We start from the raw sequence: 18,771 nt of genomic DNA on the forward strand, positions 1-18,771 counted from the left end.
TACTGTGCACACCTCCTCCCGGCCAGAATTAAGGGAATATAATGGTTAACATTTCATTAATTCTTTTGCCATACGTGTGGTCTTTCAGTGTACGTTCTAGTCCACGAAGTGCTATCTCACGGCGTTCTTTTTCATGAGTAAGATAATATTCCACTTTGTCGAGTAACTCCTGCGGCGAGGAATATGTCTCAATCTCCACACCCGGTTTGTAGAAACGCGCAATGTCATCCCGGGCGTCGGTCAGCTGTAGCGTCGTGGACGCGGCAATTTCAAACGTTCTCGGGTTCGGTGAAGCTGGCGCGATTTTGAGGTGATTATTATTGACGGAATCATCTTCGTGGGATCGATGCAGGTTGATGACAATTTTGGTGCCATTGTACACATCATTGGTCTCCGGCGGACTCATCCAGCGCCCGAGCTCAATCTTCTCGCCATAGGCAGTATAGTCAGGCAGACGGTCCCACCAGATTCCGTTAAATACCGTATTGTGTGACATCAACTGAGGCATGATCGGATTGAAGAAGTATACCCGGTTCCAGTAGGCCGAGCCGATAAAGCTGACATCCCGTTTTAACGGGGAAGGAGTTGTAATCGGAAAGTAATGATTAGTGAATGCGGCAAAAGGGAGGTAGTGAACGGACGCGCAGCCGATCTGTCGATATAGATCGATACAGTTCAGTTCCAACGTGAAGACATGGTCAAAATGTGTCACAATATCCAGCGTCATATCTGTATAGTACGGGTCATCCGTGAGCCAGATCGCCGTCTGAATGCCCGCTTGGCGAATCGCATCGATATGCTCGATGGGGATATCCATTCCATCCAGCACAAGCACAAGATCAGGACGCGTCTGCAGTGCAATTTCAGAAACCGGTTGACGCGGATCAGAGAGGGTTACTTGAGCTACCATACCCTGTAGCGTGGCCATAATGGCCTCATCCAACGGGGAGTAAGGGAAGCCTTTACCCGAGGATACATACAGCACGTGAAGCTGTCGGAAAGGCAACGGTTCCTGTGCACAATTCACTATATAGTTGGCGCGACCGCGCAGATATCCTTCTTCTTTACCTGCGTCATATCCGGCATGTTGCCCATTTTTGCGTGCTTGATCAGCCAGGCTCAGTACGGGTGCATGAACCTTTTTGGTTTTACGGTGTTTGAGAGACATACCGCCACTCCTTTATTTTTTGGGATAGTGTTCTTGTTGATGCTGCACTTCAGACGGGGATTACAAATGTTCCAGCAACTGACCGATCCGGCGAGTGAATGTATGCTGGTTCATCGTGGTAAGAAGTCCACGCCACGCCATCGCCTGTCGTTCTTCTTCATGCTTCAGATAATAGTGGATTTTGCGCTGAAGTTCTGCTGCGTTGGTGAACGTCTCGATGTCATATCCCGGCTTATAATAACGAGGTAAATCTGCACGTGAATCCGTAATCTGCATTGTGCCGCATGCGCTGATCTCATACGTGCGTGGATTAATTGAGTGACCTTCAAGATGATGTGTATTGCGATTGTCTTCCCCATTCTCGCAAGTCCGGTGAATGTTAATGACAATCTTGGCGCCATTGTAATAATCTACTGTCTCTCCAGGAGCAATCCATCCTTCGTGGATGAAACGGCCTAGTACATCATAGCGTGTCAACCGATTCCACTGGCTACCAGCAATGAATACCTTTTTGTCCGCTAGAAAAGGGGCCAGCTCATCAAACAAGGCAATCCGGTTCCAGAATCCGGTACCGATAAAACAAATGTCGTGCTGATGCTGCGGTGCGGCGCGCCGCGGTTGAAACATGCCTGGATTCACCGCGAGTGGCATATAGATGACCTGGTTCGCTCCATGTCCCAGATAGAAGGGTACGGCGGCCTCTTCATGCGTGAACACGACATCATAGTGCTGGCAAAGGGACGTTGTATCTTCGGTGAAATACGGATCATCCACAAACCACACGGCAGTTCGGATACCGAGTGCACGTATGCCATTCACCTGCTCTACATGATCTGCGGGAAATACATGCAGACCATTCATAACGAGCACAACATCGGGCCGATGCTGACTGGCTTCCTGCAACATCGCTGCTGGCGATCCAACAACGCATTCACGTACAGATTGCTGCAGAGCCAAGGTGACACCTTCATCGATGGCATCGAATCCTTGCGGGATATATAACACCTTCATGTCCCGCAGGGTCGGTTCAAACATCTGCACCCGCTCCATCATGGCTTGACAGCCGCCAAATCTGCGGCCTTCTGCATATCCGCCGCGGTAAGCCGTTTCCGCTTCGGTCAGCGGACGGTGCCTTCGTTTTGCCACATTATTCACCCTGTCTTCCTTCAGGAGATCTCACTTCCAGACTCTCCCCGAGATTGGTCTTCCCTCTAAAGGATATGCCTCGGGGTCAGATGCATCATGGACGGGTGTCCTGCAAGGCGCAAAATTGGCGCATGCCCTCCACATCCGCCTGTACGGGCATGTCCGCTTTTGCGGCGATGCAAATAGCCCGGAGGGATCTGTCCCCCCGGGCTAACATCATTTGTTAGAGGATGTTCAAAAAGTCCGCTTTTGATTACGAAGGATGCCTATCGGCATCACCAACATCGAATATGAAATTCAGCCGAAATGTCCGTTGCTCACGTAGTCTTCCCTACGCTCTGCTACTCCATTTCTAGCTTCATCCCATCTTCTCGGTACTGAAAACCGGTCTTTTTGAACTGGCACTGTTAGTAGGTATCATTCCATGCAGGAATAATCCGGTCTAATCGGTTACTGTGCTTTGTAAGCCAGCTGATGTCCGTCCTCGAATCCCTTGGCGAAACCCGCGTTGAATCCCTCGTTGTACGCCTCGTTGTATCCCTGGCTGTACGCACCGTCCGGGTTCGGATCGGTAGGGGTAGCCGGGACGACTGGTTGTACGGGCTTTGGACTCCGGTGCCGCCGTACCGCACGTTTCTTTTTTTTGAGCCACGCACTGCGTCCTTTAAGTGGGCGTTTGTGAAGAACACGTTTGGCTCTGAGCGCACGCAGTTTGCGAATTTTGCGCAGACGGGCTCCACGGATTAACAAAGCTCTTTTGGTTCTCAGTCGTATTTTCTTTTTCTTTAACATGTCAACATTCCTCCTGTATGTCCCGAACGATACGAATTGCACACCCGGGGTCTTTGAGCCACGGCAAGCCAGGCTCCCCATGCTGGATTCGGGCCAGCCTGATTCCCGTAACCATACGAGACATTTCTGCCTGATAGCGACTCAGCAAACGAATGTTTTCGGCCAGACTGCGGGCGGATACTTCCGAATGAGCGGTTACACTGGCTACACTGTCCAGAATGCGTGCCAGCGCCTGCTGACTGTGTGCAATGGATTCAATGAGCGCCAGTTTGGCTTCCTGCTCACGCCGCATCAGACTCATTTTCCCATGTCTCCCAGATCCATGCCGCCAAACATGCCGCCGTCCATACCGCCGCCATCTTCGCTATCGTTCTGCACCATCACCGCTTTGAGATTGTTGCACAGTCCGGTCTCCATCCGGGTTAATCCTTCCAGCAATTCCACCAGCTGATCATGCATTTTGAGCGGCTCGCCTACCTGATCCCCATGCGTCAGAAAGGTATCCCCATTCAAATGATTCAGCGTCCAGTTCCGTACCTTCTCGGCCTCAATCGCTTTTGCCTCCAGGATCAGGGCAATATTCCACTGCATTTTGGCTGCTGCGTCCAGCATCAGAATGAGGCTCTGTTCTCTACTCATGTTCCTTCACCCGCCTTCCGGGCTTATTCTTCTTCTTGAACCGCGATCTCCCGCATGACTTGGGTCAGCGTTTCGGCTACAGCCTCTTCCAGATCTGCAAGGCCCCCCAAGTAAGAGATAATGCTTTTGTTGATTTGCCCAGAGCTATCCAGCAGACCGTCAACGCCATCCAACTCCGGTTCGATATCTGGCAAATGATTGATGATTTCAGACATGCGTACAGCGACTTGGCGTTTGGCATCCAGCACACGTGCGATCTGCTGGTGAGAGTGTGCAATATGTGTGATGATTTCATCGATTTTGCTCTGCATGGTCCTCCTCCTTACCGTCACGGCCTGCTTCACCCATAGAAAAACCCGGCCTATCAGCATTTGCCTGTTACAGCATATGCCGGGCCGGGATCGTCAGTTACTACAGCTTGCGCCTATATCGTCAGATGACATAACTCCAGTCGGAAGAATATCGACTGAGGAATTGGCGAGTACGTTCCTGCTTGGGACGTACAAACACCTCCTCCGGGGTTCCTTCCTCCACAACGGAACCTCCATCCATGAAAACAACCCGATTTGCCACCTCACGGGCAAACCCCATTTCATGGGTGACTACAATCATGGTAATCCCCTCTTGAGCAATGGAGCGGATGACAGACAACACTTCTCCCACAAGCTCGGGGTCCAGCGCCGAGGTCGGTTCATCAAACAAAATCACTTCGGGATTCAGTGCCAATGCTCTGGCGATGCCCACCCGTTGCTGTTGTCCACCTGACAACATACTTGGATACTCATTGATTTTGGCAGACAGTCCGACTTGTTCAAGCACACGCAAGGCACGCGTGCGGGCATCGGATTTGGACATTTTCTGGGCAATAATTAAACCCTCCGTGACGTTATCCAGCACCGTCTTGTGTTTGAACAGATTATAATGCTGGAACACCATCGCCGTTTTTCGTCTCAGCTGCACAATGTCATGTTTGCGTGCATGCTTGCAATCGACGGTTAATCCACTGATCTGAACCTCGCCCTCATCGGCACGTTCCAGAAAATTGACACAGCGCAGCAGCGTTGTTTTACCTGATCCGCTCGGTCCAAGGATCGCTACGACATCGCCCTGTTCCACGGTCAGATCAATTCCCTTCAATACTTCCTGCTTGCCAAAAGTTTTGTGTATGTTTGTTAGTGTAATCATGACACGCCTCCTTTGCTGTACACGGCAACCCGACGCTCAAGCAGAGCAGTGATCCGCTCGGCAATGATGGTCAGCCCCCAATAGATGAACGCTGCGGCGATAAAGGCCTCCAGAAACTTCAGACTGACGGATGCCACCACATCCGCTTTACCGAGGATGTCCATCTGAGACACGGTAAAAGCGAGTGTTGATCCATGCAGGAACCCAACAAACATACTGCACAGGTTAGGCAATACAGCCCCGATCGCTTGAGGGATGATGATGCGCCTTAAAGCCTGGAATGTGCTCATGCCTACAGCGTGAGCCGCCTCCATCTGGCCGATATCCACAGCAAGAATGCCTGAACGGATAATCTCGGACATATAGGCGCCCGCAGTGAGTGAGAAAGCAATCAGTACAAATACGAGAATTGGAATCGACGAGGATTGGAAAGCCCAACCGTAACGTTCCGCCAGCTTATCGATAATCATCGGAATACCGTAATAGATGAGGAATAGATGCATCAACATCGGTGTTCCACGCAGGAATGAAACGTAGAACTCAGCAATGCGGTGAATCCACCGCACGCGATAGATACGGATCAGAGCCGTAGCCAGACCGATTCCGAACCCTGCAATCAACGGAACAATCGTAATGACAAGTGTCAGTGGCAATGCCTTCAGGATTTGAAAAAAAGATGTATAGATAAACTGGAGATCAATCGACATATGCTCACCCCGCTATTCGTTTCAGTGAGAGTTCAAAAAGTCTGGTTTTCAGTACCGAGAAGATGCCGCCAGGCATGATTCGTAATCAAAAGCGGACTTTTTGAACAACCTCTTTCAGGCGTTTGGCTCGAATTGCCGGTTTGTGTACAACTCTCTTGCGTTCATGACGCTGGAGTCTGCGTTCTGCAAAGGCAAATCCTTTTTCAAGAACAATAACAATGACATAATAGACCACAGACAGACTGATATACACTTCAAGTGCATGCGATGTAGCCGAAATTAACGTCTGCCCTCTGCCCACCATATCCATGACACCAATGGAGAAGGCCAGAGACGTATCCTTTAATGAACCGATTAACGTGTTAGCCATGTTCGGAAAAGCAACAATCAGTGCCTGCGGAACAACAATCCGCCGAAAAGACTGGAATGTGGTCATACCCGCAGCATAGGCTGCTTCCGTCTGACCTTTATCCACACTGCGCACCGCTCCGCGAAAGATCTCGGCAAAGGACGCCGCATCACTAAGCGCATAGGTCACAATGACAAATAACAAAGGGTCGGTTCTCGACAGATCGATGCCAATGGGTTTGAGCAACTCGGGAAGTCCATAATACACCAGGAACAATTTGATCAGGATCGGTGTGCCCCGCATGAATGAGACGTACAGTGTAGCCAACTGGCTTAGTACCGGAATCCGATACAGCCGGGGAACGGCCAGAAGCACGCCGCCCACCAGTCCGAGCACGATGGAACCACCCAGTACAATCAGTGTTATATGCAAATATCGTAGCAGTTCCGGGATGAAATCCAGAACCAATGACAGATCAAATGATTTTCCCATTACCGCTGCACACCTTTCTAGACTACTCTTCAACCGTATAGTCAGCTCCAAGCCACTCTGTGCTCAGTTTGCCTAACGTTCCATCTTCTTTGATCGCTTTGAGCGCTTCGTCCACTTTGGTTTTGAGCTCCTGCTCATCTTTGTTCAGAATGAAGTATACTTTGGAGTTGGAGAGGGCATCTCCTACCGTTTTCAGCTGAGCATCAACCGCCTTATTCTGATAATCAATGGCAAACTGCGTGCTGATGGTGGCATCCACCCGGCCTGTTTTGATCTGGGTAATGGTATCCTCACCCGCTCCGGAATAAACGATATCAATCCCGTTGCCGTTCGCTGCATTCCATTTCTCAGCAAGTACAGCCGCATTACTTGTAGCACCAACAATCAGTTTTTTCCCTTTGAGATCCTCAATCGATTTTACTTCCTCATTTTTCTGACTTACGACAATTTTATTTGGAAAAATATTATAGGCTTCATCATTAAACAGGAACTTGGCCTGTCTCTCATCATTGACTTCCATCTGGTGAGCGATCAGGTCAATTTTTTTTGTTTCCAGACTCAGCAGCAGATTTTTAAAATCCATCGTGCTGAATTCGAATTCATATTCAGGCAAACGTTTGTCGATCTCCCGGATCAGTTCCACATCATAACCTGTTAACTTGCCATTCTCATCAATGAAGCAGACATTTGGGAACTGTGTACCTGTTCCTACAATGATCTTTTTCACTTTGGTGTCGCCTGCTGCCGAAGCAGATTCTGAATCATTACTTGCAGTTCCTGTGCTGCATCCAGCCAGTACCGCCAGCATTGTAATGAACAGCAGTGCTGTCCGGAATTTTTGAATCCCCCGTTTTTTAACCATTCCCAATCTCCTCCACAGGCTGTTATCACAGCAAATATGATGTGTGCTCCCATTCCTCTTCCTGTTAACAAACCATTCTTACTTGTATAGTCGGAATTAGGTTGAACAAAGAATATCATTACAAGTCATCTTAGGGCAATAACTAAACTAATAGGACATCCTGATATGGTTATAGGACTTCTCTATAGTACAAGAAAAAGCCATCCCCCATATCGATTGGCGGATGGCTTCTTCTTGTATGACTCTCACTGATTATACCATTTTGGCGGTGCATCACTTGGTGTGTACACTACTCATCTATCTGCGACTCGCCCATTTAATTTTACGTGCAACTTCCACTCGCTGTAATTGTAAGAGACCGATCCGTTCCTCGAACTTCTTGCGTTCGTCCATGGAATGAGCGGCATGAATCTGGTGGCACAGACCTGTCAGTTTGCTGTTGATGTAATCAAACCGTGTCCATAGTTCCTCTTCAGGTGTGCGTTGCTGCTCCGTCGCCGTCTGAAATATTTTGAGTTGGCGGATAAGGGATTGTTGCCATTCCTGATCCTGAATTTGGATGGCAAAATGCAAAAGATCCAGATAGTCATCAATTTGCAACGAAACGCCGCAATCAGATTTAGTGTTCATCGTCGTCTCTCCTTATTTCAGTACTTGGCTGGAATCCATTACTTCTATCTTACAGGAACAAGCCCACTGAAAGCGAGTACTGAACGATTAAATTTCGGGAAAATTTTTATTTTTTTATGTTAAAACAGCTTTACATTTCCATTAAGACCAATTTGGCAGGATATTGATATTGGTACATATGAAATTGGTAATAAAAAACCGCGTTAAGGAAAAAAGTGCTTTCCTCAAAACGGATTTTTCATCATTTTATATATAATATTAACACATATCAAATTAGTCATTTTTTCCATCTCGCTGCTGTCTGGTCATCAGTAACATGAGAAACGAGATGATGATAATGGAAACAGTCCATGCCCAAGCCATGGTCTGATTGCCCGAATCCACAGCGACATAGATTGCCGTGGGTACCGTTTGTGTTTTGCCCGGAATATTGCCTGCAATCATAAGTGTGGCTCCGAATTCACCGAGTGCACGGGCAAAGCCCAGGATGAAGGCGGTCATCAATGCTCTGCCTGCGAGCGGCAAGGAAATGTAACGAAAGACCTGCCACTCATTCGCCCCAATCGAACGACCCGCATCCTCCAGATCACGATCCACACCACTGAATCCCGATTTCATCGTCTGATACACCAGTGGAAAAGCAACCACCACCGAAGCAATCACCGCAGCCCACCAGGTGAAAATAACCGGTGCGGAGAATATGGCTTCAATCCATTGTCCAAACAGACTTTTACGCCCCAATATGACAAGTAACAGAAATCCAACCACCGTCGGAGGAAGGACTAGCGGCAGCATAAATGCCGTTTCCAGCAGAATCTTTCCCCGAAATGAAGAACGTGACATCTTCCAGGCTATCGCAATTCCGAGCACAGTGGCCACTACGCTGGATAATAACGCTACCTGAAGCGATAGGCGCACCGGTGACCAGAATACGGACCAGTCTATGGCGTTCACATTCATTCCGGAATTGTGAATCCGTATTTCGCGAAGATATCGAGCACTTCAGGGGTTTGTAAATACGCATAAAATTGTTCGGCCTCTGTACGGTGTTTGGTTCCTTCAATAATGCCTATTGGATAGTTGGCTGGTGTGTAGCTGTTCTTGTCCACCTCAAACGCAATTTTCACCTGATCCGAAGTAAGAGCATCCGTTTTATATACAAATCCTGCATCTGCATTACCCGTCTCTACATATTGAAGAACCTGTCTAACGTCTTTCCCCTGCACAAGCTTACTTTCCAGTTCATCCCACAGCTTGGCATTGGTCAGAGCTTCCTTGGCATAGGTTCCCGCAGGAACACTTTCCGGAATCCCAATGGCTACCGTCTTGATGGAGTCGCTGGTGAGATCCGTTTCACTGGTTACTGTGTGGGTCCCATCTGCTGGCACTATGGCCACCAGTGAATTCTGTAGCAGATTCTTCTGATCGCCCGATGCAATCAGGTTTTCATCCACTAGCGCATTCATATTTTTCGTTGCCGCCGATACAAAGACATCAGCCGGGGCACCCTGTTCAATCTGCTGTTGCAAGGTACCCGAGGCGCCAAAGTTAAAATTAAGTTCTATATAAGGATTAGCTAGCTCATAATTGGTTTCAATCTCTTTCATTGCATCGGTCAGACTGGCCGCCGCAGAGATCGTCAGATCTACCGTTTCCTGAGGATCGTTATTTCCTGCTGATGAACTTTCACCTGATGCCGCTGGCGTTGAGGTCGTTTGTTCTGCACCTGTGGATGTATCCGTAGTGCCCGTGTTTGCGCCGCAACCAGCCAATACAAGAGCCAGTCCCAGTGACATACTTCCCAACACATATCCGATTCTCTTTCTCATTCATTTCTCCCCCAACGTTATCTTTAGATATAACTAGTTATAATTGATTATATCTAATTATACACAAGACAAATAAAATGGGAAGGTGATTAAGATCACATTTGATTTTTGTTATCTGTCCTATGCGTTTATTGCGTGTTCTCAGGTTTATGGCATCCCTCAATTAATGATATAGTACAAGAAACATTCATAATAAAACCATAATTGCTCTATACCTTTGAAGGAGGATCTTCACTTATGACGGAGGAGCAATCCTACACAACCGAAGAAATATCCAAGCTGCTCAAAATATCGAAACTGACGGTCTATGACCTAATCAAAAAAGGAGACCTCGTCGCATACCGTGTAGGTAAACAAATGCGAATTGATGCAACCGATCTGGAGGCATATAAACGTCGCTCCAAGCAACTTCAGTCCTCAGGTCAGCGTATCCCGACTCCTCATCAGACCTCGGAATCAGGGACTCAGCCAAGTCCGGGTGATTTTCAGGGAACTTCCTTACAATCGACTACACCCGTTGGGTCTGCGCATGCGATTACTCCAGCGAGTTCTGCTCATGCAATGACTGCTGTACCACGGCATCTGGTCATAACAGGTCAGGATGTCAGTCTGGATATCCTAATGCGCCATATGGAAAAACAAACTCGGGACATTCGTCCGCTACGTTCGTTCATGGGTAGTCTGGATGGGCTTATCTCGATGTATCGCGGTGAGTCCGATCTGGTCAGCACCCATCTGCTCGACGGAGATACCGGTGAGTATAATCTGCCGTACATTCGCAAAATTCTGACAGGACGGTCCTATGTTGTGGTGAACCTGCTATCACGTCCTGCCGGACTGTACGTACAGCGTGGTAATCCGCAGAACTTACAGAATTGGACCGATCTGAGCAAGCCTGAGCTTCGACTCGCTAATCGGGAGATAGGTTCTGGCGCGCGAGTATTGCTGGATGAGCAACTTCGACTGCATGGAATTCCTGCCGCAGGTCTGATCGGATATGAAACCGAGGAAACCAGTCACATGGGCGTGGCTGCCAAAGTCAGTTCAGGCGAAGCTGATGTCGGAGTTGGCATTGAGAAAGCTGCACGACTTGTGGGACAGGTTGATTTTATCCCGCTCATTCAGGAACGTTATGATCTGGTCATGCTGAGGAAGCAAGGTAATGAAGCCTGGACAGAATCTGTACTGCGAATTCTCCAATCGCCGGAGTTCAGGCAGGAACTGCAATCATTCGAGGGATATGACGTATCCCGGACAGGTGAGATTTTGTACGAAGCATAGTTATACCAAATCTAGACAATAACAGCCAATGCTCAACGTGTATTACACATTACATCATGCATATACAAAACGCCTTGCAAGGGCTGCAAGGCGTTTTTGGTGTTTCTTTCTATATATAACGCATGATATCGATGAATGGATTGCTTAATGTGGCAAATCGATCTCAAAAATGAACACACCATACGCGGGCATGTTGATCTCATTCTGAAGTGTTGTACCTGACAGTAACTCTTTTGCTTGCTTCTTAAGCTTAATGGGGACTTGTTGATCCGAGTAGTTGAGTAAAAAGACATAAGCTTTATCCTTACCAGAACGGATACCAAGCTCAACTTCGGACGATACCTCTACCAGGTCACCCACAGGTGAAGATAGCTCTATTTCATCCAGGAGAGCATCTACGACCGGTTCATTGTAAGCCGCTCCATAATACCATACTTGCCCCTGACCTACCGTACGTTTGGTCAATGCAGGACTACCTGCATAATATTCGGATGTATACTCAGCCACAACCTGTACGTCAGCATGCTCCACATAAAGAACTTCGTTAAATCCGGCCGTTGACGTTCCCTCCTGAAGTCGCTCACTCGCCCCATTCCATTGCAGCTCAGCTGCTGGAATGGTTCCTTTGATTAAGGTAAAGTCCTCTACGGTTACACCACACAACTCAGCGACAGCCCCAGGGAACGGTCTCATATAACAATGCCCCCTGAGATCCTTATATCCAGTGCGCGCACCGAAAAACAGCGTGCCTCCTTGACTGACATAGGCTTGCAGAAGTTCTGCTGTCTCGTCTGTCATGATGGCCGGGTGAGCATAGATGATCACCTTATAATCGGATAACTCTTCCAGTGTTGTCGTTGGTTGCAGTGTAACCATGTCCGTCGGAATATGACGATACTGGAGCTGTTTATACCAGGAGCGTACACTCTGTTGCTGAAGCGGGCCGTGCCATTCATCCAACTCTCCATCCCAGATGTTATCGTAATCCTGTAGGATCGCAACATCGGCTTGATATGTAGTGCCCGCAATAACACGCCCGATCTTGGCAAACTCTTTCCCTACTTGTGCAACCTCGCGTACTCTTCTGTTGGGTTGATTATGGTAATCATTGATGCCATGCCAGTACATCTCGGTGCCAAATGTTGCTGTCCGCCAGCGGAAGTAGACGAGTAGATCTGTTCCGTGAAGAACAGATTGATACGACCATAATCGGATCTGGCCCGGTCTTGGCGTACCCATGCCTATACTGTCAACCCAGCCTCCTGGCCCAGACTGTTGTTCCATGACGCAGAAGTTCGGTGACATGTTACGTACGTTCGACAGTTTCATGCTCCAGGCCCGATCTTGTAATGAGTTATCGTCTGTCCCTGGGAAGATCGTGGCAAACTGCGGATACGAATCATAGGAGAAGAAATCCAACAGGTCTTCTGTCATTTCATGATTATCCAAATGTCCAAACGTACCATTTGTTGTGATCCAATGTTCAGGGTCCAATTCGCGAATAATGTCCACCTGAAGCTTGGCAAAAGAAATCGTATTGGCTGAGATAAATCTCTTCTCATCCAATGCCAAATGAGGATTTGGAGATTGGCTGACCATATTTCGGGTAAGGTGAACTTGCGCCCAGTCGGTATAGGTCTGACTCCAAAAAACAGTCCCCCATGCCTGGTTCAGATTCTCCAACGATTCATAACGATTCTTGAGCCATTCACGGAAGGCGACATGATCTGCCTCAGCATAGAAAACATCCATATGACAATTAAATTCATTATCAATCTGCCATCCAATAAGAGCCGGATGATCTTTATAGGCAATCACCATATTGCGCACGATTTTTTCACATTGCTGTCTGAAGATTGGGCTGCTGTAGTTGGTATGACGCCGCATGCCGTGTTGATACAATACCCCGTCCTTATTTGCGTTTAATACTTCAGGATATTTGGATGTTAACCACGCTGGTGGAGTTGCAGTAGGTGTTCCCAAAATAACACTTAAACCGTATTGATGCGCCAGATCCAATGCCTTCTGGAAAAAACTAAAATCGAACTGGTCTTCTTCCGGTTCAAAGATGGACCATGCAAATTCAGCCATCCGAATAACTGTGATATTCATCTCTTTCATTCTACGGAAATCGTCCTCCCACAACGCTTCCGACCAGTGCTCAGGGTAATAACAGACCCCCATTTTTAATTCATCCAATTGGATTGATTTTGCCACCTTTGATTGCCCCCTTAACCTGCCATATTGCCTCCATTCTATTGGAACCTTCACATATAATAAATGACAAGATTATGCGACTTATAATAAAATATTGTCATTGTCCAAGATTCAAATAACAGTAGGCTGAATCTATTTCAGTTCACTACATAAAAATATTGCGTTTAAATGGAGGATGCACGTGAAAGAACACATCTTTCTCCCCAAGCCGGTTTTCCCCAGACATGTATGCTTTCCCGATTTTATTGGAGGGTACAGTGACTTTCCGAAACATTATGTGAATCGGGAATATCGAACGAAAGATATCAACTTGGATCATTGCTATAATTTGCACCTTGTACTTGAAGGTAAAGGATTCCTGGACACGGGAACCACTCGTTATGAGCTAACACGAGGGCAGGGATTCCTCTACGGTCCCGGTCTCAGACAAACCTACTATTCAGATTTGGATGATCCGTGGAGTATTCGTTGGATTCACTTTTACGGCATTCGTCTCGAAGAACTGTTAAATGGAAAAGGCGTTGACGAGCCCTGGCTGTTTCAATGTTCCAACTTTCCGGTGGTTACCGCGCTCATGGATCGATTGCTGGAGCTAGGCAGAGGCTATCAGGTGGAGGACGAGCACAGTGTGGCAGCAACATTATATGAACTTCTGACCCGATTGCAATCCGCAGCGAGTCAAATCAATGTTTCTTTAAATCACACTTCAGAGCGAATTCGTGAAGCAGGGAATTATATTCGCTCTCATAGTAATGAGCACATCACACTTGATCACGCTGCCGGAATTGCCGGATACAGTACAACATACTTTAGCCGCAAGTTCAGTCAGACGTTTGGCATCTCCTTCCCGGAATTCCTCTTGGAATCCAGGTTATTACATGCGAAACAACTGCTCGCAACAACCAACCTTTCCATTAAACAAATTACGCTGGAAACGGGATTTTCACAGTCAAGCTACTTCATCCGCTGTTTTAAAACCCAGGAAAACGTAACACCTATGCAATTCCGTATGATGCACAATCTTTCGTTATAAGGTACGGGACGTATTCCTTGAACAAGCTGATGCAAAAAAAGACTCTGCATATAACATGCAGAGTCTTTTTCGTTCATTTTTCATAGATGTTCATTTGTATCTTCGTCCTCATCAGCCTTATATTCCAATATATCTCCAGGCTGACAATCCAGTGCTTTACAGATCGCATCCAGAGTGGATAAACGGATCGCTTTTGCTTTTCCTGTTTTTAATATGGAAATATTGGCGATTGTGATCTCAACTCTCTCTGCAAGCTCGGTAACCGTCATTTTCCGCTTTGCCAACATCACATCAATATTGATTATAATGGCCATATATTCACCTCAGACCACTAGGTCATTTTCTGATTTGATATCAATCGCTTCCTGTAACAATCTTTGGAGCACCGCTGAAAACACTGCAATGACCAATGAAGCAAAAACAGGAACCATTCCCATAAGAATGAGGCCTGGGGCATCATCTTTCTCTGCTACAACATAAACAAATGGCAACATCACAAAATAGAGACTACTGATTACAATAGCACAATATTTTATTGTTTTTAAGGATTTCACTGACATTAGAGAGAACGCTTCATTTTTGTCGATGTAGCTCAGCAGACGGAATGCCTGGTACAGTGCAACGATAAACGGAATAACGGACACATACATAATAATCACTATGGGGTATAGTGCACCTGCATAATTCGGATTCACCGGATTGTTTGCTAACCAGGGTATGCCGAATATACATAAGGCAAGAATGGGAACACCAATAAGCAACACAGCCAATTTTAAAAAGATGGTTGTACCTCGCTTCACAAAAAGCACCTCACTTGTTTTAAGTGATATGAATTTATCATAATATTTATCGTTTTACAATAAATTTTTATTGTAAAACAGATTTTATTTATTCTTTTTCCCATTAAGGAAGGCAGACCAAAAGATCGCCCCCCTCTTTGCTTCAATGATTCTTTGACACAAAAAAAGCCCGATGCTAGCCACTGTTTCGCTAGCTTCGAACTCGCTCACGTACGCCAGAACAACCCCGCCTCATCCCGTTCCACCTGCTCGAGCACATTCTCAAAATCGGAACAAGGTGTAATAACATCTACCGGATTCCAGCTGCTCTGTTCATCTCTGGCATACACTTTCCACTGATTTTCTTCCCAGTAAAATCGGGCAATATGCATCTTATCCCATTGATAACGTTCCTCGGCGGGTCTTTCTTCGGTCAGGATCAATTCATTGTCATTCATCTCATATGTCAACTTCACCATCGTACGCAGTGGCGCAGGTACCTTCTCGTGAATATATCCGTTCATTACGGACTGAATTCTTCGTAACGTAAACAAGTCCAACATGAGATGCACATCCTTTCAGCAAAATACCACCTCTGTTCTACGCACCACATGCAGCTCCAAGCACACAACAACCTGCCTTCATGCAATGGTGGTCAGCTACATCCCTTGATCATTTTACCAGCTGGATTTTGTTACACCAGGAATCTGTCCTTGATGAGCCAGTTCTCTGAACTTAATTCGAGATACCTTGAACTTGCGTAGATAACCCCGCGGGCGACCTGTCACTTCACAACGGTTCTTTAGTCTGGTCGGAGATGCATTACGCGGCAATTTCTGCAATGCCTCGTAATCCCCTTTTTCCTTCAATTCCCGGCGCAGGTCCGCATATTTTGCCACGATCGCCTGACGTTGCTTCTCACGTACCACTTTAGATTTTTTAGCCATGAATTACAGCTCCTTTATCCATTAAATTTATGTTTAGAACATCAACTTCCGAGTTATACCGCTTCCACAGGCCATGGCAGTGGATTGTCGAAATGGCCCCAGTCTCCCAGCATTTCTTCATCACTGAGCAGGCACTGGTCCAGCTCGTCTTCAATGCTCGCACGCTCCATTTCGATCCCAATCATGACAAGCTCCGTCTGACGATCTCCCCACTGGGCATCCCATTTCTCCAGAACATCCGGCTCGTTACGTAAAATCTCTTCTTTGTCCGCTTCCGGCAACGCAGCGACCCAATGTCCCGCAGGACCGAACTGGATGGATGGCCCTGCCTGACTGAGGCTTGCAGCAACATCCCCTTCAGCCGCAAGCCATACTAAACCTTTGGCACGTACCACTTCTTCCGGCCAGTAACTCATGAATTCAGCCAGACGGGAAGGATGGAACGGCTTTCTGCGGCGATATACAAAGGAACCAATGCCATATTCCTCAGTTTCCGGTGTATGCGACTCCTTCTCCAGCTCCTGAATCCATCCAGCGGACATGCTCACCTTCTCAAAATTAAAGCGGCCTGTATTCAGAATCTCGGACGGATTCACCTTTCCATTCTCAGTCCGAATGATCTTGGCGTTAGGCTGTAGCTTCCGGATGATGCCTTCGAGCTTGTTCAGCTCGGTGTCATCGACCAGATCACATTTGTTCAGTAGCAGCACATCACAGGTTTCGATCTGATCAATCAACAAGTCTACAACGTCACGGGTGTCCTCATCTCCGGTCGCCTGATTACGATCCAGAAGACTCTGTCCTGATCCAAAATCATGCCAGAATCGATTGGCATCTACTACCGTTACCAAACAATCCAATCGGGCCAGACTAGTCAGGTCAATACCCGACTCGGCATCGGCGTATGTAAAGGTCTGTGCAACTGGAACAGGTTCACTGATGCCGGTGGATTCGATCAAAATATAGTCATACTTCCCTTCGTTCACAAGCTTCTCAATCTCCTGCATCAGATCATCCCGCAAGGTGCAGCAGATACAGCCGTTGGACAGCTCCACCAACTTCTCTTCCGTTCGAGACAAGGTTGCCTCCCCCTTAACCAGCGCTGCATCAATATTAACCTCACTCATGTCGTTAACGATCACAGCAACCTTAAGCCCTTGTCTGTTGTTGAGCACATGATTCAAAACCGTCGTTTTCCCTGAACCGAGGTAACCACTTAGTACGGTTACCGGAACTTGCTTTTGTGTCATAGAAATCTACTCCTTATATTTGCAGTCTGTGTAATTTAGACTTTAATAGTAATTATTACGATTAACAACAATGACTATAATCCTGTTGCACGGTCGTTGTCAAACTATTTTTGATTTCAACCTGCAAAAAAAACAAAAAAAGGCTGACGACCAGCCCTTGCACTTTCGCATCCTGAGGATACGTTTTGGCAAGAAGTGAGTCATAAACCTCCTCTGTAAATGTTCTTTAGTTCAATTTATATAGTCACTCCAGATCTGGCCTTATTGCCCGCTTCCATCCGTTGCCTGAACACCAACACCAGTACCATCGCTGCAATAGAGAGCAACGTGCAGATCATAAACATGGTCGAATACGAACTCACTTGCACAATGAGCCCCATCGCCAGTCCACCCAGAGAGAATCCGAGGTCATACGAGGACATGAAAATCCCTATGAGTACATATCTGGAATCCGCAGGCAGCACAAAGGACAGATATGTGGTTAACGTCGGGTACAACAGTGCCAGGGCAAAACCGCTAAACACCGCGGAGAGATACACCAATGGCCCGATGATCTCCATTAAGCTGAGTAACTGGGTTCCCAGTGCTGCACACAGCATTAACCCTGCCATCAGCCAGGTATTCCAGCTACCATCGGACGGAATTTTTTTTCGCAAAATAAACCTGCACAAGATCACAACCAATCCCTGTATCGTCAGAAATACCCCTGCACTCGCCAGTCCAGTGGATACCATATACAGGGGAAGAAAGGTCGCTGTCGCCCCAAAGACGCAGGACGCAAACAACATCACCACACTGCTAATCAGCAGTGGCGTACTGCGCCAGATGCCGCCGAATGAACGAAACATATCGCCCAAGGTGTACGATTTGTTCTGCACGGTACTCCGCGGCAGATCCACATTATATCCAATCAGAAGTGGCAAAGCCGCCAGTCCGATCATCAGCAGCGTAAACGCCAGATCACTGGCATTTTCCCAGATTTGTATGGCAAGGATCGGAATGACCAGTGAAGGAACCATCGTAAACAGGGTGTACATGGACAGCCCTTGTGCCCGGTCCTTGTCCTCCAGCTTTTCCACAATGCCTGCCTGCATCGTCATGGAGAAAAAAGCCGTAGCCACCCCTTGCAGGGCCCGCAACCACAGATACGTCTCCACACCAAAAACAACAAACAGCAGCAGCGTTCCGGCATGCAAAATCAATAACCATTGCATCACACGAAGCGGCCCATGCTTACCCAGCAGCTGTGCTGCAAAAGGTCTCAAGAGCATACAAGTGAACATATATGCTCCCATCATCAGACCAATCTCAGCCTGATTTAATCCCGCAGCCTCACTTCTCAGGGGCAGAATAATCGTCAAAGCTGAATTTGCCGCAAAAAATAAAAAGGCCAGCATATAAAACCGGATAAACGAAAAGGATACCGGATTTAATTTCCCATTGGATGTTGCATTCATCGAAGACT

22 protein-coding genes are annotated in these 18,771 nt (G+C 47.3%); 2 read left to right on the top strand and 20 right to left on the bottom strand.

The features are described from left to right. Positions 1-28: 28 nt before the first annotated feature. The 13 genes from MHI52_RS24945 to modA form a co-directional block, all read right to left on the bottom strand. On the bottom strand, positions 29-1,168 hold the full coding sequence (locus MHI52_RS24945; RefSeq protein ID WP_047841233.1) for a glycosyltransferase: 1,140 nt from the start codon (positions 1,166-1,168) through the stop codon (positions 29-31). A 60-nt stretch (positions 1,169-1,228) separates the two neighbouring features. Beyond that, the gene (locus MHI52_RS24950) at positions 1,229-2,323 is read right to left on the bottom strand and encodes a glycosyltransferase (protein WP_340984326.1); all 1,095 of its coding nucleotides are present in this window, start codon (positions 2,321-2,323) and stop codon (positions 1,229-1,231) included. Between the two features lie 441 nt (positions 2,324-2,764). Continuing rightward, the gene (locus tag MHI52_RS24955; protein ID WP_051446920.1) at positions 2,765-3,106 is read right to left on the bottom strand and encodes a hypothetical protein; all 342 of its coding nucleotides are present in this window, start codon (positions 3,104-3,106) and stop codon (positions 2,765-2,767) included. Position 3,107: 1 nt separating this feature from the next. Further along, complete coding sequence (locus MHI52_RS24960; protein WP_017692511.1) at positions 3,108-3,407, bottom strand: hypothetical protein; 300 nt, start codon at positions 3,405-3,407, stop codon at positions 3,108-3,110. Further along, positions 3,404-3,745, bottom strand: a complete 342-nt coding sequence (locus MHI52_RS24965; RefSeq protein ID WP_017692510.1) for a hypothetical protein — start codon at positions 3,743-3,745, stop codon at positions 3,404-3,406. Before MHI52_RS24965 ends, MHI52_RS24960 begins: the two co-directional genes overlap by 4 nt. Before the next feature lie 23 nt (positions 3,746-3,768). Further along, positions 3,769-4,056 carry a hypothetical protein gene (locus MHI52_RS24970; protein WP_017692509.1) on the bottom strand — a complete coding sequence of 96 codons (288 nt, stop codon included), beginning with the start codon at positions 4,054-4,056 and terminating at the stop codon, positions 3,769-3,771. Positions 4,057-4,177: 121 nt separating this feature from the next. Further along, a complete protein-coding gene (locus MHI52_RS24975; protein WP_076319760.1) occupies positions 4,178-4,930 on the bottom strand; it encodes an amino acid ABC transporter ATP-binding protein in 753 nt (250 codons plus the stop codon). Further along, positions 4,927-5,637: an amino acid ABC transporter permease gene (locus tag MHI52_RS24980; protein WP_076319761.1), complete on the bottom strand. Its 711-nt coding sequence runs from the start codon at positions 5,635-5,637 to the stop codon at positions 4,927-4,929. The genes MHI52_RS24975 and MHI52_RS24980 overlap by 4 nt, the downstream gene beginning before the upstream one ends. 85 nt (positions 5,638-5,722) lie before the next feature. Next, the gene (locus MHI52_RS24985) at positions 5,723-6,478 is read right to left on the bottom strand and encodes an amino acid ABC transporter permease (protein WP_036605839.1); all 756 of its coding nucleotides are present in this window, start codon (positions 6,476-6,478) and stop codon (positions 5,723-5,725) included. Between the two features lie 22 nt (positions 6,479-6,500). Further along, positions 6,501-7,322 carry a transporter substrate-binding domain-containing protein gene (locus MHI52_RS24990; RefSeq protein ID WP_036673581.1) on the bottom strand — a complete coding sequence of 274 codons (822 nt, stop codon included), beginning with the start codon at positions 7,320-7,322 and terminating at the stop codon, positions 6,501-6,503. A gap of 315 nt (positions 7,323-7,637) precedes the next feature. Beyond that, positions 7,638-7,970: a hypothetical protein gene (locus tag MHI52_RS24995; RefSeq protein ID WP_017692504.1), complete on the bottom strand. Its 333-nt coding sequence runs from the start codon at positions 7,968-7,970 to the stop codon at positions 7,638-7,640. 273 nt (positions 7,971-8,243) lie between these two features. Further along, positions 8,244-8,930 carry a molybdate ABC transporter permease subunit gene (gene modB / locus MHI52_RS25000; protein ID WP_083669918.1) on the bottom strand — a complete coding sequence of 229 codons (687 nt, stop codon included), beginning with the start codon at positions 8,928-8,930 and terminating at the stop codon, positions 8,244-8,246. Next, positions 8,927-9,799, bottom strand: coding sequence for a molybdate ABC transporter substrate-binding protein (gene modA, locus MHI52_RS25005; protein ID WP_405157832.1), 873 nt, complete (start codon positions 9,797-9,799; stop codon positions 8,927-8,929). Before modA ends, modB begins: the two co-directional genes overlap by 4 nt. A gap of 237 nt (positions 9,800-10,036) precedes the next feature. Here modA and MHI52_RS25010 point away from each other — a divergent pair, with 237 nt between their 5' ends. Beyond that, entirely contained in the window at positions 10,037-11,080 is a 1,044-nt protein-coding gene (locus MHI52_RS25010) for a helix-turn-helix transcriptional regulator (RefSeq protein WP_076253278.1), read from the top strand. A gap of 144 nt (positions 11,081-11,224) precedes the next feature. Here MHI52_RS25010 and MHI52_RS25015 read toward each other — a convergent pair whose 3' ends face one another. After that, on the bottom strand, positions 11,225-13,297 hold the full coding sequence (locus MHI52_RS25015) for a beta-galactosidase (protein WP_076253277.1): 2,073 nt from the start codon (positions 13,295-13,297) through the stop codon (positions 11,225-11,227). Between the two features lie 175 nt (positions 13,298-13,472). Between MHI52_RS25015 and MHI52_RS25020 the strand changes: the two genes are divergently transcribed. Then, positions 13,473-14,330, top strand: coding sequence for an AraC family transcriptional regulator (locus MHI52_RS25020; protein WP_405157833.1), 858 nt, complete (start codon positions 13,473-13,475; stop codon positions 14,328-14,330). An 80-nt stretch (positions 14,331-14,410) separates the two neighbouring features. On the opposite strand, the gene MHI52_RS25025 is transcribed toward MHI52_RS25020, so the two are convergent. From MHI52_RS25025 to cntE, 6 genes are all read right to left on the bottom strand, one after another. Beyond that, complete coding sequence (locus tag MHI52_RS25025; RefSeq protein WP_076211193.1) at positions 14,411-14,644, bottom strand: helix-turn-helix transcriptional regulator; 234 nt, start codon at positions 14,642-14,644, stop codon at positions 14,411-14,413. A gap of 9 nt (positions 14,645-14,653) precedes the next feature. Continuing rightward, entirely contained in the window at positions 14,654-15,130 is a 477-nt protein-coding gene (locus tag MHI52_RS25030; protein WP_036605833.1) for a DUF2975 domain-containing protein, read from the bottom strand. A gap of 206 nt (positions 15,131-15,336) precedes the next feature. Continuing rightward, positions 15,337-15,672 carry a DUF3024 domain-containing protein gene (locus tag MHI52_RS25035; protein ID WP_076253275.1) on the bottom strand — a complete coding sequence of 112 codons (336 nt, stop codon included), beginning with the start codon at positions 15,670-15,672 and terminating at the stop codon, positions 15,337-15,339. A 114-nt stretch (positions 15,673-15,786) separates the two neighbouring features. Next, positions 15,787-16,056: a 30S ribosomal protein S14 gene (gene rpsN / locus MHI52_RS25040; protein ID WP_036605831.1), complete on the bottom strand. Its 270-nt coding sequence runs from the start codon at positions 16,054-16,056 to the stop codon at positions 15,787-15,789. A gap of 53 nt (positions 16,057-16,109) precedes the next feature. After that, complete coding sequence (locus tag MHI52_RS25045; RefSeq protein WP_076253274.1) at positions 16,110-17,306, bottom strand: GTP-binding protein; 1,197 nt, start codon at positions 17,304-17,306, stop codon at positions 16,110-16,112. Positions 17,307-17,542: 236 nt separating this feature from the next. After that, entirely contained in the window at positions 17,543-18,763 is a 1,221-nt protein-coding gene (gene cntE / locus MHI52_RS25050) for a staphylopine family metallophore export MFS transporter CntE (RefSeq protein WP_076253337.1), read from the bottom strand. Between the last annotated feature and the right edge of the window lie 8 nt (positions 18,764-18,771).

This window comes from Paenibacillus sp. FSL H8-0283 (assembly GCF_045040675.1).
Lineage (GTDB): Bacteria > Bacillota > Bacilli > Paenibacillales > Paenibacillaceae > Paenibacillus > Paenibacillus amylolyticus.